The sequence below is a fragment of the Streptomyces sp. NPDC012508 genome, assembly GCF_042902595.1.
Classification (GTDB): Bacteria; Actinomycetota; Actinomycetes; order Streptomycetales; family Streptomycetaceae; genus Streptomyces.
Genome location: NZ_JBIBEO010000010.1, coordinates 153,407 through 176,610, shown reverse-complemented (window position 1 = coordinate 176,610; position 23,204 = coordinate 153,407). Strand labels below are relative to the sequence as shown.

At 71.3% G+C, this 23,204-nt stretch carries 24 protein-coding genes; 12 read left to right on the top strand and 12 right to left on the bottom strand.

Annotated features, from left to right (window positions below; all coding sequences use genetic code 11):
* Positions 1–30 precede the first annotated feature (30 nt).
* The 4 genes from ACFY8U_RS30905 to ACFY8U_RS30890 form a co-directional block, all read right to left on the bottom strand.
* Positions 31–1,008 (bottom strand): N-acetylglucosamine kinase, encoded by a 978-nt coding sequence (locus ACFY8U_RS30905; protein WP_389575539.1) that lies wholly within the window; start codon positions 1,006–1,008, stop codon positions 31–33.
* Positions 1,005–1,682 (bottom strand): uracil-DNA glycosylase, encoded by a 678-nt coding sequence (locus ACFY8U_RS30900; RefSeq protein ID WP_361645175.1) that lies wholly within the window; start codon positions 1,680–1,682, stop codon positions 1,005–1,007. The genes ACFY8U_RS30905 and ACFY8U_RS30900 overlap by 4 nt, the downstream gene beginning before the upstream one ends.
* A gap of 34 nt (positions 1,683–1,716) precedes the next feature.
* Positions 1,717–2,802 (bottom strand): WD40/YVTN/BNR-like repeat-containing protein, encoded by a 1,086-nt coding sequence (locus ACFY8U_RS30895; protein WP_389575538.1) that lies wholly within the window; start codon positions 2,800–2,802, stop codon positions 1,717–1,719.
* A 181-nt stretch (positions 2,803–2,983) separates the two neighbouring features.
* Positions 2,984–4,066, bottom strand: a complete 1,083-nt coding sequence (locus ACFY8U_RS30890; protein WP_389575537.1) for an NADH:flavin oxidoreductase/NADH oxidase — start codon at positions 4,064–4,066, stop codon at positions 2,984–2,986.
* Between the two features lie 119 nt (positions 4,067–4,185).
* Here ACFY8U_RS30890 and ACFY8U_RS30885 point away from each other — a divergent pair, with 119 nt between their 5' ends.
* A complete protein-coding gene (locus ACFY8U_RS30885) occupies positions 4,186–4,533 on the top strand; it encodes an ArsR/SmtB family transcription factor (RefSeq protein WP_389575536.1) in 348 nt (115 codons plus the stop codon).
* 30 nt (positions 4,534–4,563) lie between these two features.
* Here the strand turns inward: ACFY8U_RS30885 and ACFY8U_RS30880 are convergent, their stop codons facing one another.
* Positions 4,564–5,952 (bottom strand): FAD-dependent oxidoreductase, encoded by a 1,389-nt coding sequence (locus ACFY8U_RS30880; RefSeq protein WP_389575535.1) that lies wholly within the window; start codon positions 5,950–5,952, stop codon positions 4,564–4,566.
* 112 nt (positions 5,953–6,064) lie between these two features.
* Positions 6,065–6,718: a DUF305 domain-containing protein gene (locus ACFY8U_RS30875; protein WP_361597915.1), complete on the bottom strand. Its 654-nt coding sequence runs from the start codon at positions 6,716–6,718 to the stop codon at positions 6,065–6,067.
* Between the two features lie 195 nt (positions 6,719–6,913).
* On the opposite strand from ACFY8U_RS30875, the gene ACFY8U_RS30870 reads away from it, so the two are divergent.
* Positions 6,914–8,470, top strand: coding sequence for an LVIVD repeat-containing protein (locus ACFY8U_RS30870; protein WP_389575534.1), 1,557 nt, complete (start codon positions 6,914–6,916; stop codon positions 8,468–8,470).
* Here ACFY8U_RS30870 and ACFY8U_RS30865 read toward each other — a convergent pair.
* The 4 genes from ACFY8U_RS30865 to ACFY8U_RS30850 form a co-directional block, all read right to left on the bottom strand.
* Complete coding sequence (locus ACFY8U_RS30865) at positions 8,422–9,120, bottom strand: TetR/AcrR family transcriptional regulator (protein ID WP_389575533.1); 699 nt, start codon at positions 9,118–9,120, stop codon at positions 8,422–8,424. The genes ACFY8U_RS30870 and ACFY8U_RS30865 overlap by 49 nt on opposite strands.
* A gap of 129 nt (positions 9,121–9,249) precedes the next feature.
* On the bottom strand, positions 9,250–9,951 hold the full coding sequence (locus ACFY8U_RS30860; RefSeq protein WP_389575532.1) for a phosphatase PAP2 family protein: 702 nt from the start codon (positions 9,949–9,951) through the stop codon (positions 9,250–9,252).
* A gap of 55 nt (positions 9,952–10,006) precedes the next feature.
* Entirely contained in the window at positions 10,007–10,942 is a 936-nt protein-coding gene (locus tag ACFY8U_RS30855) for a M56 family metallopeptidase (RefSeq protein WP_389575531.1), read from the bottom strand.
* 87 nt (positions 10,943–11,029) lie between these two features.
* Positions 11,030–11,629, bottom strand: coding sequence for a DUF5134 domain-containing protein (locus ACFY8U_RS30850; protein ID WP_389575530.1), 600 nt, complete (start codon positions 11,627–11,629; stop codon positions 11,030–11,032).
* Positions 11,630–11,773: 144 nt separating this feature from the next.
* On the opposite strand from ACFY8U_RS30850, the gene ACFY8U_RS30845 reads away from it, so the two are divergent.
* Positions 11,774–12,325: a GNAT family N-acetyltransferase gene (locus tag ACFY8U_RS30845; protein ID WP_389575529.1), complete on the top strand. Its 552-nt coding sequence runs from the start codon at positions 11,774–11,776 to the stop codon at positions 12,323–12,325.
* Between the two features lie 21 nt (positions 12,326–12,346).
* Here the strand turns inward: ACFY8U_RS30845 and ACFY8U_RS30840 are convergent, their stop codons facing one another.
* Entirely contained in the window at positions 12,347–13,030 is a 684-nt protein-coding gene (locus tag ACFY8U_RS30840) for a glycerophosphodiester phosphodiesterase family protein (RefSeq protein ID WP_361758854.1), read from the bottom strand.
* A gap of 363 nt (positions 13,031–13,393) precedes the next feature.
* Here ACFY8U_RS30840 and ACFY8U_RS30835 point away from each other — a divergent pair, with 363 nt between their 5' ends.
* The 4 genes from ACFY8U_RS30835 (at position 13,394) to ACFY8U_RS30820 (ending at position 17,508) form a co-directional block, all read left to right on the top strand.
* Complete coding sequence (locus ACFY8U_RS30835; RefSeq protein WP_389575528.1) at positions 13,394–14,800, top strand: DUF6421 family protein; 1,407 nt, start codon at positions 13,394–13,396, stop codon at positions 14,798–14,800.
* A gap of 29 nt (positions 14,801–14,829) precedes the next feature.
* Complete coding sequence (locus ACFY8U_RS30830; RefSeq protein WP_361437977.1) at positions 14,830–15,588, top strand: SDR family NAD(P)-dependent oxidoreductase; 759 nt, start codon at positions 14,830–14,832, stop codon at positions 15,586–15,588.
* The gene (locus tag ACFY8U_RS30825) at positions 15,585–16,664 is read left to right on the top strand and encodes a low specificity L-threonine aldolase (RefSeq protein WP_361438103.1); all 1,080 of its coding nucleotides are present in this window, start codon (positions 15,585–15,587) and stop codon (positions 16,662–16,664) included. Before ACFY8U_RS30830 ends, ACFY8U_RS30825 begins: the two co-directional genes overlap by 4 nt.
* 151 nt (positions 16,665–16,815) lie before the next feature.
* Entirely contained in the window at positions 16,816–17,508 is a 693-nt protein-coding gene (locus ACFY8U_RS30820) for a B3/4 domain-containing protein (protein ID WP_389575527.1), read from the top strand.
* 58 nt (positions 17,509–17,566) lie between these two features.
* Here the strand turns inward: ACFY8U_RS30820 and ACFY8U_RS30815 are convergent, their stop codons facing one another.
* Positions 17,567–18,289, bottom strand: a complete 723-nt coding sequence (locus ACFY8U_RS30815) for a lysophospholipid acyltransferase family protein (protein WP_389575526.1) — start codon at positions 18,287–18,289, stop codon at positions 17,567–17,569.
* A gap of 226 nt (positions 18,290–18,515) precedes the next feature.
* On the opposite strand from ACFY8U_RS30815, the gene ACFY8U_RS30810 reads away from it, so the two are divergent.
* The 5 genes from ACFY8U_RS30810 to ACFY8U_RS30790 all read left to right on the top strand — a co-directional run bounded on the left by ACFY8U_RS30810 (position 18,516) and on the right by ACFY8U_RS30790 (position 23,081).
* Entirely contained in the window at positions 18,516–18,929 is a 414-nt protein-coding gene (locus ACFY8U_RS30810) for a TlpA family protein disulfide reductase (RefSeq protein ID WP_389575525.1), read from the top strand.
* 198 nt (positions 18,930–19,127) lie between these two features.
* Positions 19,128–19,643, top strand: coding sequence for a flavin reductase family protein (locus ACFY8U_RS30805; protein WP_389575524.1), 516 nt, complete (start codon positions 19,128–19,130; stop codon positions 19,641–19,643).
* Between the two features lie 190 nt (positions 19,644–19,833).
* The gene (locus ACFY8U_RS30800; RefSeq protein WP_361437985.1) at positions 19,834–20,619 is read left to right on the top strand and encodes an electron transfer flavoprotein subunit beta/FixA family protein; all 786 of its coding nucleotides are present in this window, start codon (positions 19,834–19,836) and stop codon (positions 20,617–20,619) included.
* Positions 20,620–20,676: 57 nt separating this feature from the next.
* Positions 20,677–21,639, top strand: coding sequence for an electron transfer flavoprotein subunit alpha/FixB family protein (locus ACFY8U_RS30795; protein ID WP_361437987.1), 963 nt, complete (start codon positions 20,677–20,679; stop codon positions 21,637–21,639).
* Between the two features lie 152 nt (positions 21,640–21,791).
* Positions 21,792–23,081 carry a DUF6986 family protein gene (locus ACFY8U_RS30790; protein ID WP_389575523.1) on the top strand — a complete coding sequence of 430 codons (1,290 nt, stop codon included), beginning with the start codon at positions 21,792–21,794 and terminating at the stop codon, positions 23,079–23,081.
* Positions 23,082–23,204 lie beyond the last annotated feature (123 nt).

Sequence of the window (23,204 nt, the reverse complement as noted above, 5' to 3'; positions counted from 1 at the left end):
TTATCTGCCCCTCTTTGTCCGAACCGCGGCTTACGCGGTTACATGCAACAACTTCGGGTCCACCGGCAGCCGTAGTGAATCCGTCGCCAGCGCGGTGGCGAGGGCGATCGCGCCGGAAAGCGGATCTCCGGCCGCCGACGCCTGCCGGGCGTGCGGCAGTTGCTCCGCCAGCTCGGCGCGCAGCGGTACGAGCAGGGGTTCACCCAGCTTGAACAGGCCACCCGTCAGGGCCACTTCGTACACACCCGGGGCCGGGCACACGGCGGCCGCGGCCTCGGCGACGTGCCGGGCCGCCTGCCGCAGGATCCCCGACGCCACCGGGTCGCCGTCGGACGCGCAGCCGGCCACGTCGGGCGCGAACGACGCGAGCACGGCGGGCCGGTCGGTCCGGGGGTACAGCGCGCCCGGCAGCCCGGCCACCGTGCCGAACCGCGCCTCGGCACGGGCGAGCAGCGCGGCGGAACCCCCGCGCCGGCCGTCGTACGCCCGCATCGCGGCCTCCAGACCGGCCCGGCCGATCCAGGCGCCCCCGCCGCAGTCGCCCAGCAGATGGCCCCAGCCGTCGGCGCGGCGCCACGTCGTCAGATCCGTACCGAGGGCGATGAGTCCCGTCCCGCCCGCGACGACCGCGCCGGGCCGCTGCCCGAGCGCTCCCGCGTACGCCGTGACGGCGTCGGCCGCCAGCGCCAGCCGCCGTACGCCGAGCGCCTGGTCCAGCGCGCCGGGGAGGACCGCCCGCAGCTCCTCGCCGAGCGTCGCCATCCCGGCGGCGCCGACGGCCAGGGCGACGACGGGTCCCGCCCCCGCGCGGGCGCGCAGCGCCTCCACGGCCGGCAGGAGCTGATCGAGCAGATGGGCCGCCTCGATCCCGCCCGGACCCGTCCGCACCGGCTCACGAGACGTCACGCTCTCCACGGCGCGCCCGTCGGAGGCGCGCGCCAGGGCGATCCGCAGCCCGGAGCCGCCCGAGTCGACCCCGACGACCCAGCCCTCGGCCCCGGCCGTCACGGCAGCCGCCAGTCCACCTCCTGCGCCCCCTGGCGCAGAAGCAGTTCGTTGGTGCGGCTGAACGGCCGCGACCCGAAGAAGCCGCGGTCCGCGGACATGGGGGAGGGGTGCGAGGACTCGATCGCCGGCAGATCGCCCAGCAGCGGACGCAGATTGCGCGCGTCACGCCCCCACAGCACGGACACCAGCGGCTTGCCCCGCGAGGCGAGCGCGCGGATGGCCTGCTCCGTGACCGCCTCCCAGCCCTTGTCGCGGTGCGCCCCGGGCTTTCTCGGCGCCGTGGTGAGCGCCCTGTTGAGCAGCAGCACCCCCTGGCGGGTCCATGGGGTCAGATCACCGTTCGAGGGCCGGGGGAGCCCCAGATCGGTGTTCATCTCCCGGAAGATGTTCTCCAGGCTCGGCGGCAGCGGACTCACCTCCGGCGCCACCGAGAAGCTCAGTCCCACCGCGTGCCCCGGTGTCGGATACGGGTCCTGTCCGACGATCAGGACCCGTACCTCGTCGAAGGGCTGCTGGAAGGCGCGCAGGACGTTCGCTCCGGCGGGCAGGTAGGTACGCCCGGAGGCGATCTCCCGGCGCAGGAAGTCGCCCATCGCGGCGATGTTGTCGGCCACCGGCGCGAGGGCGTGCGCCCAGCCCGGCTCGACGATCTCATTCAACGGTCGTGCTGCCACGGCCGTCACTCTACTGGCGCAGTGTCCCGCCCTCTCACCCGATCACCGCCGCCCGTACGCACAACACGTCCGGCAGATGTTCGGCGAGGAGCCGCCAGCTGTCGCCGTCGTCGGCGCTCGCGTACAGCTCGCCGTTGCGGTTGCCGAAGTAGACGCCGGCCGGGTCCCCGTCGTCCGTGCACATCGCGTCCCGGAGCACCGTGCCGTAGTGGTCGCCCGCGGGCAGCCCCGCGCTCAGCGGCTCCCAGTGCTCCCCGGCGTCACTCGTACGGTAGACCCGGCACCGGCGGCCGGCGGGCACGCGGTCCGCGTCGGCGTTGATGGGGAACACATAGGCCACATCGGCCCGATGGGGGTGCGCGATCACCGAGAAGCCGAAGTCGGACGGCAGACCGGAGCCGATGTCGGTCCACTTCCCGCCCGCGTCGTCGCTGCGGTACACACCCCAGTGGTTCTGCAGATAGAGCCGGTCCAGGTCCCCGGCGTCCTGGGCGATCTTGTGCACGCACTGGCCGAACTCCGGGTCCGGATCGGGCAGGAAGACCGCCGACACTCCCCGGTTGGAGGGGTCCCAGCTCGCCCCGCCGTCCCGGGAGCGGAACACCCCGGCCGTCGACACCGCGACCGTCACCGCCGCCGGGTCGCGCCGGTCGGTGACGATCGTGTGCACGGCCTCGCCGCCTCCGCCGGGCACCCACTGGGACCGCGTGGGGTGCTCCCAGAGTGGGCGGACCAGCTCGAACGACTCCCCGCCGTCCTCGGAACGGAAGAGGGCGGCGGGCTCCGTCCCGGCGTAGACGACGTCGGGGGAGTGTGCGGGCGCCGGGTGCAGCTGCCAGACGCGCTCCAGTGAAGCGCCCGTGTCCGGGGGGAACTTGACGGCCGGCTTCGTGGGCTCGGTCCACGTCGCGCCGAAGTCGTCGGAGTGGAAGACGGACGGGCCCCAGTGCGAACTGTCCCCGCCGACGAGCAGCCGCGGCGTCGCGCGGCGCTTGTCGATCGCGACCGAGTAGATCGCCTGCGCGTTGAAGTGGGGTTCGTCGAACTCCCACCGGCCGTCGCGCCGTCGGCCGATGAACAGACCCTTGCGGGTACCTACGGTCAGTACTACGTCGGGCATGGCCGACACCTCCAGGACGCCGTTGTCGCGGATACGGGCCAGTCTGCACCCGACCACTGACAGCGGCTCCCGGAGCGGGCATCTCCCCAGGTCGGCGGCGTGTTCCGGCCCTGGGGAGGACCCGGAGAGGCGGAGGGATGGAGGGGCGGAGGGGCGGAGGGTGCGGCCCAGAGGGCCCGTGTCAGATCGCCCAGGCGTACGGGGCCGGCGCGTGCGTCTCGGCTCCCAGCTCGCGCGCCGCGCGGCGGGCCCAGGACGCGTCGCGGAGCAGCTCACGGCCGAGCAGGACGGCGTCGGCCTCCCCGTTGGCGACGATCTTCTCCGCCTGCCCGCTCTCCGTGATCAGCCCGACGGCCCCGACGGCCAGACCGGTCTCGGCCTTCACGCGCGCCGCGAACGGCACCTGGTAGCCAGGGCCGAGCGGGATCCGCGCCGGTCCTCCGTTGCCGCCGCCGGAGACGTCCAGGAGGTCCACCCCGTGCTCACGCAGCAGGTGCGCGAAGCGGACGGTGTCGTCGGCGGTCCAGCCCTCGCCCTCCAGCCAGTCGGTGGCCGAGATCTTGAAGAAGAGGGGGAGCTCATCGGGCCACACGCCCCGGAGGGCGTCGACGACTTCGAGCGCCAGTCGGGTGCGGTTCTCGAACGAGCCGCCGTAGGCGTCGGTGCGGTGGTTGGCGTACGGGGAGAGGAAGCTGCTGATCAGATAGCCGTGCGCGCCGTGCACCTCCACGACCTCGAAGCCGGCGGCCAGGGCGCGTCGGGCTGCCTCGGCGAACTTCCCCGGGATCTCGGCGATCTGATCGACGCTCAGCTCGGTGGGGACGGGATAGCCCTCGGCGAACGGGACCGGGCTCGGCGCGACCGGCTGCCAGCCGTGTTCGCCCGGGGCGACCGGGCCGCGGCCCTCCCAGGGGCGCCGGGTGGACGCCTTGCGGCCGCCGTGTCCGAGCTGGATGGCGGGCACGGTGCCGTGCTCCTTGAGGAACCGGGCGGTCCGGCTCAGGGCCTCCGCCTGGGTGTCGTTCCAGATGCCGAGGTCGGCGGGGCTGATCCGGCCCTCGGGGGCGACCGCGGTCGCCTCGACGATGATCAGCCCGGTCCCGCCGGTGGCGCGGGCGGCGTAGTGGGCGAAGTGCCAGTCGTTCGCGACGCCCGCGTTCGGACCGGCCGGCTCCGCCGAGTACTGGTCCATGGGGGCCATCCACACCCGGTTCGGGATGGTCAGCGAGCGCAGGGTGTAGGGCTCGAACAGGGCGACGGTCATCGCGGAACTCCTCGTGCGTGGGCCTTCGGGTCACTCGTACGATAGCCGTCGTAGTACGGCGTCTGTCAAACTACGGCGCCTTTCGTACAATGGTGGTTCCCGAACGAAGTGGAGCCTCCGTGACGACCGCGACGAGCACTCGCGTCCTCGACCACCCCGCGCGTGAGGAGATCCGGCTCGAGGGTGTGCTGCACGCGCTCTCCGACGCGGTGCGGCTGCGGATCGTCCGCGACATGGCGCGTGAGGGCACCGAGCTGAGCTGCTCGTTCTTCGACCTCCCGGTGACCAAGTCGACGACGACGCACCACTTCCGCGTGCTGCGCGAGAGCGGCGTCATCCAGCAGGACTACCAGGGCACGGCCAAGATGAACGCCCTGCGCCGGGACGACCTCGACGCCCTCTTCCCCGGCCTCCTCGACAGCGTCCTGGCGGCGGCGGACGCCCAGTCCGCCCGTCTGGACGGCTAGGTCCGACGGCCGAGCGCGGCGCCGGCCCCCTCAGTCGCGTCCGGTCGCGTCCTCGCGGGCGGCGGCCCGCAGCCCCGCCCAGTCGGGGATCTTCACCCGACCGCGGCCCAGCGCGTGACCGAGGGCCGACTCCGCCTCCTCGATCGAGAGCCAGCCCCTCCAGGCGACCGGCTCGTGACCCAGCTCGCGCATCGCGGCGAGCGGGTCGCCCGCCACCTGACGGCCCGCCAGCTCCGCCGCGTCGGCCAGCAGCGAGGCCACCGTCTCCTTCGCGCACGGCCGGTTCGTGCCGATGACGCCCGTCGGGCCGCGCTTGATCCAGCCGGCCACGTACTCGCCGCGCGAGGGGGCGCCGTCACGCAGCACGCGACCCGCCTCGTTCGGCACCGTGCCCCGCCTCTCGTCGAACGGCAGCCCGGGAAGCGGGACGCCCTTGTACCCGACGGCCCGCAGCACCAGTTGGGCCTCGATCTCCTCGTAGCGGCCGGTCCCCCGCACACCTCCGGCGCCGTCCGGCTCGGTGCGCTCGAAACGGACCGCGGCCACGCGGCCGTTCTCGCCGAGCAGCTCCATGGGCCGCAGGAAGAACCGCAACCGGATCCCGCGCGCCACGTCCTCCCCGTCCGCGTCACCCGCGTCGCCCGCCGCCCAGCCGCGGACGACCTCCAGATTCCGCCGGTTCACCGCGGGGAGGTCCGAAGGGTCGGCGAACGACGGATCCAGGGCCAGGTCCGCCGCCTCCACTCCCACGCGCACGCCCGGGAGCGATCCCAGCTCCCGCAGCTCCTTCGTCGTGAACTTGGCCTGCCCCGGCCCGCGCCGCCCGACCATGTGCACCTCACGCACCCGGCTGGCCTCCAGCGCCTTGAGCGCGCCCTCGGGCACATCCGTCGGCCGCAGCTCGTCCACGCCCCGGGCCAGGATCCGCGTGACGTCCACCGCCACGTTGCCCACGCCGATGACGACCGCGGACCGGCCGTCGAGACCGGTCCCGGACCCGGCGAAACCGTTGGCCGAGGCATCGGGGTGCGCGCTGTACCAGGAGACGAAGTCCGTCGCCGAGTAGCTGCCCGCCAGATCCTCGCCGGGCACCCCGAGGCGCCGGTCCCGTGCCGCGCCCACGCAGTACACGACCGCGTGGTACAGCTCCAGGAGGCGGGCCGGAGTCAGCCCTCGCGCGCCGATCTCGACATCGCCGACGAAGGCGATCCGCTCGTCCTCCAGGACCGCCCGCAGGTTCTGCTGCAGCGATTTGATCTTCTCGTGGTCGGGTGCGACCCCGTAGCGGACCAGGCCGTACGGGCAGGGCAGCCGGTCCAGGACGTCGACCTGTATCCCGGGCACGGCCGACTGCTGGACCAGTGACTGGGCCGTGTAGACCCCGCTGGGTCCGGAACCGACGACAGCGACACGAAGCACGTCCGTACTCCTTCCCGCCGCGGGGATGCCCGCCGAGAGGCTTCCAGCATCCCACCGGAAGCCCCCGGAGGGGAGGTGCGCGACACGGGCGAGAACGCAGCCGCCGCCCCGGCTACATCGAACGCATCCGGCTGATCTCCGCCGTCTGCTGCGCGATCACGTCGTTCGCCATCTCCTCCACGAGCACGTTGTTCCCGCTCCCCAGCACCTCCGCCGCCATCGTCACGGCTCCGTCGTGGTGGGTGATCATGAGCTTCAGGAACAGCTCGTCGAAGGCCTTCCCCTTCGCGTTCCGCAACGTCGCGAGCTGAGCCTCGGTCGCCATCCCCGGCATCGTGTGGTGGTCGTGGCCGGTCTGCTCGCGCGGGCCGCCGTTGGTTTTCAGCCAACCCTCCATCGCGCCGATCTCCGGCTTCTGCGCCGCCGTGATCCGGTCCGCCAGTTTCTTGATCTGTGTCGATTCGGCACGATCCGGTACGAGCGCGGTCATCGTGAGCGCCTGCTGGTGATGGACGATCATCATCTGGGCGTAATGGAAGTCGGCCGCGTTGGGCTTGCCGTCGGGCAGCAGCTTGGACGCCTCGGCGGGGGATATCCTCCGCGCCGGCTCGCCCGGCTTCCCCGGTGCCACCACCGCGGGCCCGGTGGACCCCTGACTCTGCGGCTCGCCTCCCGAGTCGGCGCCCGAGTCGCAGGCGGCGAGCGCCAGTACGGCGACGGCGCTGAGCGCCACGGCGGCGGCTCCGCGGATACGGCGGTTCAACAAGGCGACCTCCAGGGGTGGTTCCGGGGGCAGGGCCGAGGCATGGCCGGGTGGAATGTTCCTAGCACGCTTCCACGAGAAGTCGATCAAAAACTCTCATGACATGTGTGTTGCCATCTGTTGAGATGTGCACGCTAAGGACGATACTGCCGGGGTCCATCAACCGTTCAACTACGAACGGATACAAGGGAGGACGGAGTGACTTCGTTGCGAACCACCCGCATCACGCGTACCCCGCATGCTCGGATCAGAGGTCTGGGTGTGGCGACCGCCGCGGTCGGACTGCTGGTCAGCCTGCTCGCTGCCGGCCCCGCGGCCGCCACGCCCGACCCGGGTGACGCCCCCGCGTCGCAGGGTGCCGTCTCCTCGGAGCAGGCGGCCGAGGCCCGGTCCGCCATCCAGAGCGGCGAGATACCCGGTGTGGACGAGATCGTCCACAGCGACAACATCCAGCACCTCGTGAACATCCCCAAGGACGCGCTCGCGGGCACCAACTCCGACCTGGCCTTCCAGGGCAAGTACGCGTTCGCGGGCAACTACGACGGCTTCCGCATCTTCGACATCAGCAACCCGCGCGCCCCGAAGACGGTCGCCCAGGTCCTGTGCCCCGGCTCGCAGAACGACATCTCCGTCTCCGGCAACCTCGTCTTCCTCTCCACCGACTCCTCCCGCAGCGACAACTCCTGTGCCAGCGTCAGCCAGCCGGCCACGGAGAAGTCCTCCTGGGAGGGCATGAAGATCTTCGACATCAGCGACATCAGGAACCCGAAGTACGTCGCCGCCGTCGAGACCGCCTGTGGATCGCACACCCACACGCTGGTGCCCGAGAAGCGGGACGTGTACGTCTACGTCTCGTCCTACTCGCCCAACGCGGCGTTCCCGGACTGCCAGCCCCCGCATGACGGCATCTCGGTCATCAAGGTGCCGCGCAAGGCACCGGAGAAGTCCGCGATCGTCTCCTTCCCCGTCCTCTTCCCCGGTGAGGGCCCGGACGGCGGCGGCAACCCCGGTGGTCCGACCAACCCGGGTGTCTCCAAGACCACGGGCTGCCACGACATCACCGTGCTGCCGGGCAAGGACCTCGCGGCCGGCGCCTGCATGGGCGACGGCATCCTCTTCGACATCGAGGACCCGGAGCGGCCGAAGGTCATCGACCGCGTCCAGGACAACGTGAACTTCGCGTTCTGGCACTCCGCGACCTTCAACCAGAAGGCGAACAAGGTCGTCTTCACCGACGAGCTCGGCGGCGGCGGCGCGGCCACCTGCAACGAGGCCGTGGGCCCGAACCGCGGCGCGGACGGCATCTACGACATCGTCGGCAAGGGCAAGCACCGCAAGCTCGTCTTCCGCAGCTACTTCAAGATCCCCCGCCACCAGGCCGACACCGAGAACTGCGTCGCCCACAACGGCTCGCTGATCCCGGTCAAGGGCAAGGACCTCATGGTCCAGGCGTGGTACCAGGGCGGTGTCTCCGTCTGGGACTTCACCGACTCCCGTAAGCCGAAGGAGATCGCCTACTTCGAGCGCGGTCCGCTCTCCGCCACCACCATCAGCACGGGCGGTTCGTGGTCCGCGTACTACTACAACGGCTACATCTACTCGAACGACATCGCGAAGGGCTTCGACGTCCTGAAGCTCGACGACCGTCGTACGGACCCGGCGAAGCGGGTCCGGATGGACGCGCTCAACGTCCAGACCCAGCCCGACTACTTCGACGACTTCGACGACGACTGGGGCGACTGGGACGACGACTGACGTGGCACACGGACCGGTAACACCGAAGCCGTGAACGGCATGCCGTCGGGCGGACCCCCGTCCGGCGGCATGCCCTGCTCCCAGTCCAGCCCGTACCGCTGGAACAGCTCCGCCCGCAGCCGCGTCACCGGCATCGGTGCCCCCGGCAGCAGCACCGCCACGACCGCGCCCATGAGCAGCGCCCGGAGCAGCGGGTAGTCCGCGTCCACGTTCGCCGAGCCGTAGCGCGTCATCGTGTCCCGCAGCAGGAACGCCAGCCGCTGCTGCTCCGGACACTGCACGAAGCCCTCCGCCTGCAGGATGCCCGCCATGTGCGTCCGCATCAGCACCGGATGGTCCACGGCCAGACCGAGCACCGCGTCGATGGCCCGCGCCATCCGTTCGCGCCCGTCCTCGGTGCGCGGCTCGCGCTCCAGGGCCTCTTCCAGGGTGAGGTGCATCAGCCGGTGCACCGCCGACTGCAGGAGCTGGCGCTTGCCAGGGAAGTAGTACGAGATCAGTCCGCGCGCCGAACCGGCCCGCTCGGCGATGTCGCCCAGCGTCGTCGCCTCGTACCCGCGCTCCGACACGAGCTCGACCGTGGCCTGGAGAAGTCGCTCACGTGAGCGTCGCCGAAGCTCTTCATTGACCTCTGGGCTACGCGGGGACATGCTGGACTCCTGCGTTGACTGGCTCGCAGCCAATATACTCAGCGCAGTCTGCTGTCGCGCCTTCGTGGCTGGTCAGTGGGTTTGCCGTCTGTTCTGGGCGACGCGGGGGATCGTCCAGAACAGGCGGCTTCACGTTGTTTCTCCCATTCTGCTCCCGTCCGGGCCCCGAGGATCCGCCCGACCGGCGCTCCCCTTGTCCCTCTCGTCCCAGCGGTCGCCGTATCGGCGGTACGTGACGATCGACACGGCGACGACGCACCAGCCCAGCAGCCAGCCGGCCACCACGTCCGACAGCCAGTGCACGCCCAGGTAGATCCGGGTCCACCCGACCCCGAGCACGGACATCAGCGCGGCCACGGCGAGCACGCTCCAGCCGCGCCAGGTCTCCCGCCAGTGCAGGGCGAGCACCCAGAGCAGCAGCCCGCAACCCACCGTCTCGGTCATCGCGTGTCCGGACGGGAAGGCCGCGTAGTGCGCCGAGTCGACCGGATCGGGCCACCCGGGCCGCGGCCGGCCGACCGCCGCCTTCAGCCCCTGCTGGACTCCCGCCGCGAGGAGGGTCGCCGCCGTCACCCACAGGGCGAGCCACCGCTCGCGCCGCCACCACAGGATGAGGACCGCGGCGGCGATCAGCGCGCGGGTCGTCCATGGGTCCCACACCCAGTCGGACAGGAGCCGGTTGGCATGTGTGAAGCCGGGCTCGGCCAGAGCGCTGCGGTGCAGCGCGTCGGCGACGGACCGGTCCAGGGAGAGGAGCGGGGACCAGCCCACCGCCACGAAGACGAGCAGCAGCACGGCCAGAGCACCGGAGATCAGGGCGGAGGAACGCATGGGCCGATCTTCCCCGACGTTCGCGCCGGCACACCCCGTGTCCGCGCCGTCCGCGCTATCCGAGCGCCTTCAGCGCGGGCACGAACGCCACCAGGACGGGCACCACCGGCACCAGGGCCGCGGCGGCCGTCAGCCGCAGCCGCCGTCCCGCGGTGAGCCGGGGCGTGGCCGTCAGAAGGCGGTTCACCCGCCCGGGGAGGTCCGCGCCGGGCGTCGAACCCGGGCCGAACACCCCGCGCTCCTCGTTCAGTTCCACCAGCGCCAGCGCGATCGTCAGCCGCCCGAACCGCCGCGAGGCGACATCGTCGGCCGCCAGTTCCACCAGCCGGTGCATCTGGTCACGGAAGGCCGCGAACACCGGAATCCCGGGGAACCCGCCCGCGAGCGCGCCCGAGCAGTGCAGCAGCCAGTCGTGGCGCGCCCGGGCGTGTCCCTGCTCGTGGGCGAGGACGGCATCGAGCTGGCGCCCCTTCAGCCGGCGCAGCGCCGCCGTCGTGATGACCAACTGCGGTGTGGTGCCCGGCAGCCACCAGGCGTCAGCCCGCTCGCCCTCCAGGACGACGAGCCGCTCGCCATCCGGCTCCTCTCCGGGCAACAGAGGGGAGCGGACGAGCAGTTCGCAACGCCGCTGCCGACGGCGGGCCCGCGCCCCGCGGATCTCCCGGGTCAGCATCGCGCCGGTCCACAGCCCGCCGCAGGCGAGGATCACGGCGAGCGCCCCCGACCAGGGCTGGTGCGTGCCCAGTTCGTACGCCTCGATCACTCCGCGCGGTGCGCCGAGGAAGAGGTGGCCCCGCACGCCCTGCCAGGCGGCCGCCGCGCTGAACGTCATCGACAGCGCGAAACTCAGCAGCACCGCTGCCACGACGCACTGCCACATCCACAGCGCCACCACGGGCTCGCGTTCCGCCCAGTCCGACCGCGACAACAGCCGCGGGGCCACGGCGGCCGTCAGGACGCCGAGCGCGAGCAACGCGAGGGAGACCAACATGACGCAAGCCTATGAGGCCGTCCTACGCGCGGGTACGGCCAGGCGCGGCAAGTGACGTACGCCACGGCGCCGCTCGGCGCGCCCGGCTCACAGCGTGACGAGCATGGCCAGCATCGCGAGGGCCATCGACAGCCGGCACACGAGCGTGAACTCGGGCCGCAGGGCCCACGCCGGCGCCGTACCGCCCGAGGTCAGAGCCATCGAGGCCGTCACCGGCGCCGCCATCGAGGCCGCGACCGAGCCCGTCACCGGCACAAGGCGCGCTCCTGAGCGGAGCACGTACGCGACGTAGTACATGAGCAGCGCCGCCGTCACCAGAGGGACGCTTCCCCCGCCCCCGCCGCTCCCGTGCGTGCCGTGCGCCGCGCCCTGGACGGGCCACGCCATGTAGACCATCGCCAGCGACCCCACCAGATGGTGCAGATGGTGACCTCCGCGCCGCACCGACACCAGCGCGTGCAGCGCCGCCGCCCCGAACACCGCCGCGTACACCGCCCACCACCACGACGGTGGCGTCACGACCGCGGCGGGAAGCGCCATCGCGGCCATGCCGAAGCCCATCACCGCCTCGCCCGCCGCCGTCCTGCGCTCCTCTCCCGTGCATCGACGCGCGCGCAGCAGGCAGTACGCCCCGCTCGCCCCGCACAGCGTCAGCAGCAGCCAGGCCGACAAGGCCGGTCCGTGCACGGCACACCTCCCGAGGTCTCCCTCCCCGTCGATGCCCGCGCCCGGCCGGGCGCACGCGAGCGCACAGGCGTACGTGGGGGAGCACACGCCGGGGCGCTACGCTCGGGGGGATCGTCAGCGCCTCCGAGGGGAGACCCGAACCGCATGGACACCGCCACGCCCCAGGACACCGACCGGATCGCCTACCGCGACGCGGTCGAGGACGACGTCGTCGCCCTCGTGCCGCTCGTCGAATCGGCGTACCGCGGCGACTCCAGCCGGGCCGGCTGGACCACCGAGGCGGACATCCTGCAGGGGCAGCGGACCGACGAGGAGGGTGTGCGCGCCGTCATCACCACGCCGGGCAGCCGGCTGATGGTGGTGGAGCGGGACGGCGAGCTCGTCGCCTGCTGCCAGCTCGAACACCGTGGCGAGGCCGCCTACTTCGGCATGTTCGCCGTCCGCCCCGAGCTCCAGGGCTCGGGCCTCGGGCGCCGGATCATCGAGGAGGCGGAGCGCCGGGTGCGGGAGATCTGGGGCGTGAGCGAGATGCACATGACCGTGATCTCGGTACGCGAGGAGCTCATCGCCTGGTACGAGCGGCGCGGCTACCGCCGTACGGGACGGATGACGCCGTTCCCGTACGGCGACGAGCGGTTCGGCGTCCCGCAGCGGGACGACCTGCAGTTCGAGCTCCTGGTGAAGCCGCTGGTCTGAGGGGCCTCCGACCCGCCGCCCTCAGGCCGTGAAGCGGCCGGTGCGGCGGATCTCCGGATAGTCGGTCGTCGCGCCGTCCAGCTCCAGGGCGCGGACCAGCCGCAGATGGTCCTGGGTGTTGACCACCCAGCCGATCACCCGCAGCCCCTCCCGGTGGGCGTGCTCGACCGTCTCCAGGGTCAGGTGCTGAATGCTCAGGACGAGCGCGCCGGCACCGACGGCCTTCGCCCGGTCCACGATGTCCGCGCCCCACTCCTCGGCGACGAGCGCGGTACGGGCCCCGGGGACCAGCCGGGCGACCTCGGCGAGGGCCTCGTCGTGGAAGGAGAGGACCTCCACTCGGCCGACCAGGTCGCGCCGGTTCATCACCTCGGCGAGCGTCCTGGCCGCCGCCACGTCCTTGATCTCCGCCTGGAGCGGGGACGTCACCGCGTCCAGGACCTCTTCGAAGACGGGGACGCGCTCCCCGTGCCCCGCGTCGAGCTCGCGCAGCTCGGCGAGGGTCTTCTCGGCGATCGGGCCGCTGCCGTCGGTGGTCCGGCCGACGTCGGCGTCGTGCATGACGACGAGCGCGCCGTCCTTGCTCAGATGCAGGTCCAGCTCGATGACGTCCATGCCGGACCGTTCGGCGCGGACGAAGGAACGCAGGGTGTTCTCGGGCTCGACGCCCATGACTCCGCGGTGACCGATGGTGAGGAAACTCAAGATCTTCTCGCTTCCGTCGATGTCCGGGCCCAGGTCCCTCCGGGCTCCCGGTGCGGCTCGGGGCGCAGCCTAATGACTTCACCGCAAGAAGGAAGCGCATGCGCGCGTGCCGTCGGAAGGCCCCCCTCCGGCGGATGGTTTCCGTCTCCGCCGCCCCCGGGAGCCCCCAGGGCGTCCGGGGCGCTCCGGTCGGCCAGGCCACGGTCCCGAAGCGGGGGATGCGAGCGCCTAAACCCCATCGCGCAGGAAATTCAGCGGTGACCATGGGGGTCGCACAGGATAATTTCTCTTGCTCCTCTTGTCCGGGGGAACCGCCGACGGATACGGTGTCTTGACGCGAGGTTCTCCTGTGGAGGAAGTGACATGACGGAAATTCTTGTGCAGGACGCGACCGGTGGGGGGATACTCACCGCTGCTCCGGTGATCGACCACCCTGCCTGGCCCGAGCTCAAGGATGCCGTGGAGGAGATCCGCCCCTGGCAGAGCAAGGACGGCTCCATCGACTTCGAGGCCGAGGGCGCGCCGTCCCGCGCCCAGGCCGAGAGCACGGTCGAGCGGATCGTGGACGCGGTCGAGCAGCTCTCCCCGCTGCTCCCGCACGACGCGGCGTACCACCGCGCGCTCGTCGCCGACCTGCGCACCTGGGCCAAGGGCGGCTTCGAGGTGCCGGACTTCCTGGACTCCCTGCTGGCCTTCCAGCCCGCCGCGGACCGTCAGGACGGGCTCCAGCACCTGGCGCTCTTCCCGATGTACACCCAGAACGGCAACCCGGACCGCAACCTGGAAGCGGTCGTGCTGCGCATGGTCTGGCCGGAGTGGCTCTCCGAGCTGGAGCGCACCCGCTACGACAACCCGCTGTTCTGCGGCATCACCTTCGAGGACTTCACCGCCGGTTACGACACCAACTCGGCCGTCCTCTTCCCCGAGACCATCGCCGTGCGCGAGGCCCCCGAGCGCTTCAGCTGGGGCGGCATCTTCTGCGACCGCGAGGCCGCCCGCTTCCGCAAGGTCACCGAGGCCGCCGTGGACATCCTGGGCATCGAGCTTCCCGAGGACATCGCGGCCATGGTCGAGGACCAGAAGCGCTGCGAGGCCGCCTTCGTGCTGTGGGACATGGTCCACGACCGCACCCACAGCCACGGCGACCTGCCGTTCGACCCCTTCATGATCAAGCAGCGCCAGCCGTTCTGGATGTACGGCCTGGAGGAGCTGCGGTGCGACCTCACCGCCTTCAAGGAGGCCGTGAAGCTGGAGGCCGAGGGCAACGCCCACGGCCGTGACGTGCAGTACGCCGTCCTCTTCGACCGGATGTTCCGCTTCCCCGTCACCGGTGACCGCAACCGCAACTACGACGGCCTGGGCGGCCAGCTCCTCTTCGCGTACCTCCACAAGCACGACGTCGTGCGCTGGACCGACAACAAGCTGAAGATCGACTGGCAGCGGGCCCCCGAGGTCACCAACCAGCTCTGTGCCGAGATCGAGAAGCTGTACCGCGACGGCATCGACCGCCCGAAGCTGGTCCACTGGTTCAAGGCGTACGACCTCGTCTCCACCTACCTCGCCCCGCACCCCGGATCGCGCTGGGCCAAGGGCCCCGACGCCCTGGACCTGACCCTCCCGCCCCGCAAGCTCGTCGACGACGTGCTTCCGGACGAGTTTCCGCTCAGCATGTTCTATGAGGCCCTGTCCAAGAAGCTGAAGGACGTGATCGCCTCCACCAAGGGCATCACCGCCGCGAACGCTTCGCGGACCGAGCAGGCTGCCGCGTGAACCCAGTCACGGAGGAGGAGGGGACGACCATGAACGGCAACGGGAACGGCGGGCCGCTGGAGGGTGCCGTCATCGCGGTCGCGGGAGCGGCCGGACCGGCCGGGCGGGCGACGCTGATGCGCCTCGCCGAGGCCGGCGCCATCGTCGTCGGCTCCGACGCCGACCCGGCCCGCCTGGCCGAGGCGGTCGACGCCGCCCGGTACGCCCACGGCGGCGCCACGGTCGTCGGCGACACGGTCGACCTGTTCGACCTCGGCGCGGCCCGGGAGTGGGCCGACAAGACGGAGAAGGAGTTCGGCCGGATCGACGGACTCGTCCACCTCGTCGGCGGCTGGCGCGGCAGCGCCTCCTTCGGCGAGACCGACCTCGCCGACTGGACCTTCCTGGAGAAGCTCCTGATCCGCACGGTCCAGTCCACCACCCTCGCCTTCCGTGACGCCCTGGGCCGCAGCGACCGCGGTCGCTATGTGCTGGTCAGCGCCGCGGGCGCCTCGAAGCCCACCGCGGGCAACGCGGCCTACGCCGCGGCCAAGGCGGCGGCCGAGGCGTGGACGCTCGCCATGGGCGACGACTTCCGCAAGGCGGGGGGCGACGAGGGCCCCAAGGCCGCGGCTGCCATCCTGGTGATCAAGGCACTGGTGCACGACGCCATGCGCGCCGAGCGCCCGAATGCGAAGTTCGCGGGCTTCACCGACGTCAATGATCTGGCCGACGAGATCGCCGCCGTCTGGGACCGGCCCGCACAGGAAGTGAATGGACAGCGTCTGTGGCTGACCCCCAAGCCGTGACCACGGCCCTGCCCCCGAAGACCGACGCCCGTCGTCACCACGACCCGTCCGTCCGGGGCTTCGCCAGCGACAACTACGCCGGCGTCCACCCGGAAGTGCTCGCAGCCGTCGCGCTCGCCAACGGCGGCCATCAGGTCGCCTACGGTGAGGACGACTACACCGGGCACCTCCAGCGGATCATGCACAGCCACTTCGGTCCGAGCGCCGAGGCCTTCCCGGTCTTCAACGGCACAGGCGCGAACGTCACCGCCCTGCAGGCGCTGACGGACCGCTGGGGCGCGGTGATCTGCGCCGAGTCCGCGCACATCAACGTGGACGAGGGCGGTGCCCCGGAGCGGATGGGCGGCCTCAAGCTGCTCACCGTGCCCACCCCGGACGGCAAGCTCACCCCCGAGCTGATCGACCGGCAGGCCTGGGGCTGGGAGGACGAGCACCGCGCCATGCCGCAGGTCGTCTCGATCACCCAGAACACCGAGCTGGGCACCGTCTACACCGTGGACGAGGTCCGGGCCATCGTGGAGCACGCCCACTCCAAGGGCATGAAGGTGCACCTCGACGGCGCCCGGATAGCCAACGCGGCCGCCTCCCTGAACGTGCCGATGCGCGCGTTCACCAACGCGGTCGGCGTCGACGTGATCTCCTACGGCGGTACCAAGAACGGCATGATGTTCGGCGAGGCCGTGGTCGTCCTGAACCCGGACGCGGTCAGCCACATGAAGCACCTGCGCAAGCTGTCGATGCAGCTCGCGTCCAAGATGCGGTTCGTGTCGGTGCAGCTGGAGGCGCTGCTCGCCAAGGACCTGTGGCTGCGCAACGCCTCGCACGCCAACGCGATGGCTCAGCGCCTCGCAGCCGGCGTGCGGGAGGTGGACGGGGTCGAGATCCTCTACCCGGTGCAGGCGAACGCGGTCTTCGCGCGGCTTCCGCACGAGGTGAGCACCCGGCTGCAGAAGCGATTCCGCTTCTACTTCTGGGACGAGGCCGCGGGCGACGTGCGCTGGATGTGCTCCTACGACACCACGGAGGACGACGTCGACGCCTTCCTCCAGGCCCTGAAGGAGGAGATGGCGCGCTAGCGCCCTCCTGAGCAGCGGTCATGAGCATGCGGCCGACCGGAAGTCGGCGACTTCCGGTCGGCCGTTTCGCTGCACCCTGCGGTCCAATGGAATGGACTTCGCAGTGCCGTATCCTGCACCATGGGGGGAGACCTCCGACGCAAGGACGACAATGCCCCTCACCCTGACGGTGTCCGACGAGGTGCGTGCCCTCGTGCCCGGCTTCACCCACCTCGCCATCGAGGCCCATGGACTGGTCAACGGACCCAGCGACGAAGCCAGTTCGGCGCTCCTCGACGACGCCGCCTGCCGTCTCGCCGAGCGGCTCGCGGGCGGTACCCCGGACAAGGACCCGCACATCGCGGCCTGGCGCGCCGCGTACTCCGCGTTCGGCGCCAAGCCCTCCCGTACCCGCAACTCCGCGGAGGCGCTGGCCAGGCGCGCGCTCGCCGACGGCGGGCTGCCCCGGATCAACCGGCTCGTCGACGCCTACAACGCGATCAGCGTCGCGCACCTCATCCCGGCCGGCGGCGAGGATCTCGACCGCATCCAGGGCGCGATGACTCTCGTCCGGGCCACCGGGGACGAGCCGTTCGTGACCGTGGCGGGCGGCGAGGAGACGGTGGAGCACCCGGAGCCCGGCGAGATCGTCTGGCGCGACGAGGCGGGCGTCACCTGCCGTCGCTGGAACTGGCGCCAGGGACCGCGGACGCGGATCGACGACGACACCGTCAACGCGGTCTTCCTGCTGGAGTCGCTCACCCCCATGACGCGCGACGAGCTCATCGCCGCCGGCACGGAGCTCGCCGAGTCACTGGAGAAGCTGAGCCCCGGGGCGCGGATCACCGTCGGCGACCCGGAGTAGCAACGGGGTCGGCGTACCCGTCCCCGTGCCCGTGGCCGTGCGTGACGCGCGGCCGACGTCAGCCGGCGTCCTTCACCTCGGCCGGGGTCGGCGCCGTGCCCCCGAGGTGCGCGGGCACCCACCAGGTGTCGCTCGCGTCCTTGGGTCGTACGGGATAGGCGCGCTGCGCGGCCTCCAGGAGCTCCTGGCAGCGCTCGCGCAGGCGCCGTGTGATCGCGCCCGCGTACTGGTCGGAGGGAGCCTCCATCGGCTCGCCCACCCGGATCGTCACCGGGATGTGGCTGCGCTTGAAGTTGCGCGGCCGGCCCTTGGTCCAGACGCGCTGCGTGCCCCAGAGCGCCATCGGGATCAGCGGGACCCCGGCCTCCTGCGCCAGCCGCGCCGCACCCGACTTGAAGCTCTTCAGCGTGAAGGACTGCGAGATGGTCGCCTCGGGGAAGACACCGATGATCTCCCCGGACTTCAGCGACTCCAGCGCGTGCTTGTAGGCGTGCTCGCCCTGCGCGCGGTCCACCGGGATGTGCTTCATGCCGCGCATCAGCGGGCCGGAGACCTTGTGCCGGAACACCGAGTCCTTGGCCATGAAGCGCACCAGACGCTTCTGCGGCAGCGCGGCAAGGCCCGTGAAGATGAAGTCCAGATAGCTGATGTGGTTGCTGACGAGCACAGCGCCACCGGTGCGCGGGATGTGCTCCGAACCCTGCGTGTCGATCTTGAGGTCCAGTGCCTTGAACATGGTCAGGGCGGCACCGATGACCGGCCGATACACGAGTTCTGCCATCTGAGAGGAACCCCTTCTACTGTTCCTGGGGAGGGTTCTCCCGGCGGAAGTTACGCAGCCGTAGGTTTTCGGCTTTGGGCAGATCGTGCCCCATGTGGGCCCCCGTGACCAGTCCTGACGGCTTCGTACGGGGAGATAATCGTCACGCCCGGCGGCCGTGACGGGAATCGATCGGGGGCCGCGGGGCGCTGCACGGGGGAGTGGTGGGCGAGAGGAAGACGGAGACATGTCAGAACAGCCCGAGAGGCCCGTCGGGGACGGACACGACACCGGGCGCACCGAATCCGGGAACGCATCCGGGAGCGGATCCGAGAGCGGACCTGACGCGGGACGCGGGCCGGGGTTCGGCGTGGAGGCGGGTGTCGAGTTGGGCGCGCGGGCCACGCTCGTACAGTTCTCCACCGCCTTCTGCCAGCCCTGCCGCGCCACGCGCCGCACACTCGCCGAGGTCGCCGGGATGGTCGAGGGCGTCGGCCACGTCGAGATAGACGCCGAGGAACGCCTCGACCTCGTACGGAAGTACGACGTCGTCCGCACCCCCACCGTGCTCGTTCTCGACCGCGCTGGCCGGGTCGTCGTCCGCGCCTCGGGGCAGCCCCGTCGCGCGGACGTGATCGCCGCTCTGGGGCGGGCGGTCTGACGCGGTGACACATCTCCCACATCCCGGTACGCACTTGACTGCACCTGCCACCGATCGCCAGTCTTGACGATGTGCCTTCAGAACTCCTTCTCCACGGGCGGGTCCACGTCGACCTGGCCCGTCACGCGAGCGCGCGCTGTCCGGGTGTCTGAGAACCCCAGGACCCCTCGCACACTCCCCTCGCAGAAGGACGACTCGATGACGGTTTCGCCCGAGCTCCGCACCGTCGGCGCCCCCCGGCAGGCCTCTCCCGACCTCCTCCGTTCCGTCTTCCGGCGGCACGCGGCCGGTGTCGCGGTCATCACCGCCCAAGGCGACCGCCCGGTCGGCTTCACCGCCACCTCCCTCAGCTCCGTCGCCGCCGACCCTCCCCTCCTCTCCTTCGGTGTCGGCACCGGCTCCTCCAGTTGGCCGGTGCTCTCCGAGGTCGAGTACGTCGGCGTCCACATACTCGGCGAGCATCAGCGGGAGCTGGCGGGCACCTTCGCCCGCAGCGGCGCCGACCGGTTCGGCCACCCGACGCGCTGGAGCGAGGGCCCCGAGGGTGTCCCGATCCTGGACGACGTCCTCGCCTGGCTGGTGTGCCGCGTCGTGGCCCGTGTCCCGGCCGGAGATCATCGGCTGGTGATCGCCCAGGCCGTCGCCGGGGACCCCGCGGGAGCGGGCCGGCCGCTCCTCTACCACCAGGGACGCTTCAACGCTCTGCGTGACTGAGGGTTCCCTTACCGCAGCGTTGGCAAGGTCACACGCCTGAGCGCTTGCTCAGCGGTAACGGAACGGCTGTACTGACGAGTAATATTCCGGTGGGAGCGGTCGGACGCCCCGACCGGAAACCCGCCCTTCAGGCGCCTATGCTGCGAGCAACAAGGCAGCCCAGTTATGACGATGCAGTAGGAGAGCCGGCGTGAGCTTGAGGATCGTTGTCTGTGTGAAGTACGTGCCCGACGCCACCGGCGACCGGCACTTCGCCGATGACCTGACCGTCGATCGCGACGACGTCGACGGCCTGCTGTCGGAGCTCGACGAGTACGCGGTCGAGCAGGCGCTGCAGATCGCGGAAGAGGCCGACGACGCCGAGGTCACCGTGCTCACGGTCGGCCCGGAGGACGCCAAGGACGCGCTCCGCAAGGCGCTGTCCATGGGCGCCGACAAGGCCGTCCACGTCGAGGACGACGACCTGCACGGCTCCGACGTCATGGGCACCTCGCTGGTCCTGGCCAAGGCGATCGAGAAGACCGGCTACGACGTCGTCATCGCCGGTATGGCCTCCACCGACGGCACCATGGGTGTCCTCCCGGCGATCCTGGCCGAGCGTCTGGGCGTTCCGCAGGTCACGCTGCTCTCCGAGGTGAAGATCGAGGACGGCAAGGTGACCGGCCGTCGCGACGGCGACACCGCGTCGGAGCAGCTGGAGGCGTCGCTTCCGGCCGTCGTGTCGGTGACCGACCAGTCGGGCGAGGCCCGCTACCCGTCCTTCAAGGGCATCATGGCCGCCAAGAAGAAGCCGGTGGAGTCCCTGGACCTCTCGGACCTCGACCTCGAGGCCGAGGAGGTCGGCCTGGAGGGCGCGTGGACCGCGGTCGACTCCGCCGCCGAGCGTCCGGCCCGCACGGCCGGCACGATCGTCAAGGACGAGGGCGAGGGCGGCAAGCAGCTGGCCGAGTACCTCGCGAGCCAGAAGTTCGTCTAAAGGCTCGCGCGAGCCACCTGACCCGCCCCCTTTTCGTTCGCAGGAGATTGAATCCCCATGGCTGAGATTCTCGTCTACGTCGACCACGTCGACGGAGCCGTCCGCAAGCCCACGCTGGAGCTGCTGACGCTGGCCCGCCGCCTGGGCGAGCCCGTCGCCGTCGCCCTCGGCGCCGGTGCGGCCGACACCGCCGCCGCGCTGGCCGAGCACGGCGCCGTGAAGGTCCTCACCGCCGACGCCCCGGAGTTCGCCGAGTACCTCGTCGTCCCGAAGGTCGACGCGCTGCAGGCCGCGTACGAGGCCGTCTCCCCGGCCGCCGTGCTCGTCCCGTCCTCCGCCGAGGGCAAGGAGATCGCGGCCCGCCTCGCGGTCCGCATCGGCTCCGGCATCATCACCGACGCCATCGACCTGGAGGCCGGTGACGAGGGTCCGGTCGCGACGCAGTCCGCGTTCGCCGCCTCCTTCACCACCAAGTCCCGTGTCTCCAAGGGCACCCCGGTCATCACGGTCAAGCCGAACTCGGCCCCCGTCGAGGCCGCCCCGGCCGCCGGTGCCGTCGAGGCGCTCGCCGTCACCTTCTCGGCCCAGGCCACCGGCACCAAGGTCACCGCGCGCACCCCGCGCGAGTCGACCGGCCGCCCGGAGCTGACCGAGGCCGCGATCGTCGTCTCCGGCGGCCGTGGCGTCAACGGTGCCGAGAACTTCGCGATCATCGAGGCGCTCGCCGACTCGCTCGGTGCCGCCGTCGGCGCCTCGCGTGCCGCCGTCGACGCCGGCTGGTACCCGCACTCCAACCAGGTCGGCCAGACCGGCAAGTCGGTCTCGCCGCAGCTGTACATCGCCTCCGGCATCTCCGGTGCGATCCAGCACCGTGCGGGTATGCAGACCTCGAAGACCATCGTGGCCATCAACAAGGACGCCGAGGCCCCGATCTTCGACCTCGTCGACTACGGCGTGGTCGGCGACCTCTTCGACGTCGTCCCGCAGCTGACCGAGGAGATCAAGACCCGCAAGGGCTGACCTGCGGTTCTGTTCGGTCCGGGGGCCGCGTGGTGATCATCACCACGCGGCCCCCGGCCGTTTCGGACACCCATTGACGCAGGTCCCGACGGACTACTAACTTCGCTATACGGATTGTTGATTCCGTGAAGCGGAAAACAGGAGGATGTGGGATGGGTCAGCAGGAGAAGGTGTCGACGAGCCTCGCCGGAGCGGTCAGCGAGGGCATCAGCGCCTCCCTCGCAGCGGTGGACGCCGAGCTCGACCGGCGCTACCCGGGCGACCCGGGCACCCGCCAGCCCGTCCACACCGTCTACGTCCCCGGCAACGTCTTCGACGCCGGAACCATCCGCTCCTGGGGCGACCAGGCCCTCGCCGCCCTCGACGAGCACGCCCGCGACGCCTCCTCCTTCGCCGCCGTCCTCGGGCTCTCCGACGACCTCGCCGAGGACGTCTACGGCCGCGTACGCGCCAAGCTCGAGCGCGAGCCGATCGAGGACCTCAGGGTCGACTTCGAGGACGGCTACGCCGGGGCCGACGAAGACACCGACGCCGCCCGCGCCGCGCGGCTGATCTCGGAGGCGTACGAGAACGGCACGGCCGCCCCGTACATGGGCATCCGGATGAAGTGCATGGAGGCCGCCGTACGCGACCGCGGCATCCGCACCACCGACATCTTCCTCACCGGTCTCCTGGAGAACGGCGGCCTGCCCGAGGGCCTCGTCCTCACCCTCCCCAAGGTGACCTACCCCGAGCAGGTCTCCGCCTTCGTCCGCCTCCTGGAGGCCTTCGAGAAGGCCCACGGCCTGGACGAGGGCCGCCTGGGCTTCGAGATCCAGATCGAGACCAGCCAGTCCATCCTCGCCAGCGACGGCACCGCCGCCGTCGCCCGCATGATCGGCGCCGCCGAGGGCCGCGCGACCGGACTGCACTACGGCACCTTCGACTACAGCGCCTGCCTCGGCGTCTCCGCCGCCTACCAGGCCAGCGACCACCCGGCCGCCGACCACGCCAAGGCGATCATGCAGGTCGCCGCAGCGGGCACGGGCGTACGGGTCTCCGACGGCTCCACCAACATCCTCCCGGTGGGCTCCACCGAGCACGTCCACGAGGCCTGGCGACTGCACTACGGCCTCACCCGCCGCGCCCTCGCCCGCGCCTACTACCAGGGCTGGGACATGCACCCGGGCCACATCCCGACCCGGTACGCCGCCGTCTTCGCCTTCTACCGCGAGGGCTTCGAGGCCGCCGCCAAGCGGCTCTCGGCCTACGCCAACCACGCGGGCGGCGACGTCATGGACGAGCCGGCCACGGCCAAGGCGCTCAGCTCGTACCTCCTGCGCGGCATCGACTGCGGCGCCCTCGACACCGCCGAGGTCGACGCCCTCACGGGCCTGTCCCGCGCGGACCTCGACCGCTTCGCGGCCCCGCGCCGCGGCGACCTCACGGCGACGGCGCAGTAAGGGCGACAGCGCAGTAAGCGGCACCGAACCGGCAGCCCCGTTTGCTCCGTACGCGTTCATCGACACGCGTACGGAGCGAACGGGGCGGCGGTGCCTTCGGGTGCCGCCGGGGGAGTACCCGGG

What these genes read in the sequence shown, in the direction of transcription:
- ACFY8U_RS30895 (WP_389575538.1), bottom strand. Translation starts at nt 2,802, where the DNA reads ATGCCCGACGTAGTACTGACCGTAGGTACCCGCAAGGGTCTGTTCATC.
- ACFY8U_RS30815 (WP_389575526.1), bottom strand. Translation starts at nt 18,289, where the DNA reads ATGGCAGAACTCGTGTATCGGCCGGTCATCGGTGCCGCCCTGACCATG.
- ACFY8U_RS30835 (WP_389575528.1), top strand. Translation starts at nt 13,394, where the DNA reads ATGACGGAAATTCTTGTGCAGGACGCGACCGGTGGGGGGATACTCACC.
- ACFY8U_RS30810 (WP_389575525.1), top strand. Translation starts at nt 18,516, where the DNA reads ATGTCAGAACAGCCCGAGAGGCCCGTCGGGGACGGACACGACACCGGG.
- ACFY8U_RS30795 (WP_361437987.1), top strand. Translation starts at nt 20,677, where the DNA reads ATGGCTGAGATTCTCGTCTACGTCGACCACGTCGACGGAGCCGTCCGC.
- ACFY8U_RS30890 (WP_389575537.1), bottom strand. Translation starts at nt 4,066, where the DNA reads ATGACCGTCGCCCTGTTCGAGCCCTACACCCTGCGCTCGCTGACCATC.
- ACFY8U_RS30820 (WP_389575527.1), top strand. Translation starts at nt 16,816, where the DNA reads ATGCCCCTCACCCTGACGGTGTCCGACGAGGTGCGTGCCCTCGTGCCC.
- ACFY8U_RS30790 (WP_389575523.1), top strand. Translation starts at nt 21,792, where the DNA reads ATGGGTCAGCAGGAGAAGGTGTCGACGAGCCTCGCCGGAGCGGTCAGC.
- ACFY8U_RS30855 (WP_389575531.1), bottom strand. Translation starts at nt 10,942, where the DNA reads ATGTTGGTCTCCCTCGCGTTGCTCGCGCTCGGCGTCCTGACGGCCGCC.
- ACFY8U_RS30830 (WP_361437977.1), top strand. Translation starts at nt 14,830, where the DNA reads ATGAACGGCAACGGGAACGGCGGGCCGCTGGAGGGTGCCGTCATCGCG.
- ACFY8U_RS30865 (WP_389575533.1), bottom strand. Translation starts at nt 9,120, where the DNA reads ATGTCCCCGCGTAGCCCAGAGGTCAATGAAGAGCTTCGGCGACGCTCA.
- ACFY8U_RS30860 (WP_389575532.1), bottom strand. Translation starts at nt 9,951, where the DNA reads ATGCGTTCCTCCGCCCTGATCTCCGGTGCTCTGGCCGTGCTGCTGCTC.
- ACFY8U_RS30805 (WP_389575524.1), top strand. Translation starts at nt 19,128, where the DNA reads ATGACGGTTTCGCCCGAGCTCCGCACCGTCGGCGCCCCCCGGCAGGCC.
- ACFY8U_RS30845 (WP_389575529.1), top strand. Translation starts at nt 11,774, where the DNA reads ATGGACACCGCCACGCCCCAGGACACCGACCGGATCGCCTACCGCGAC.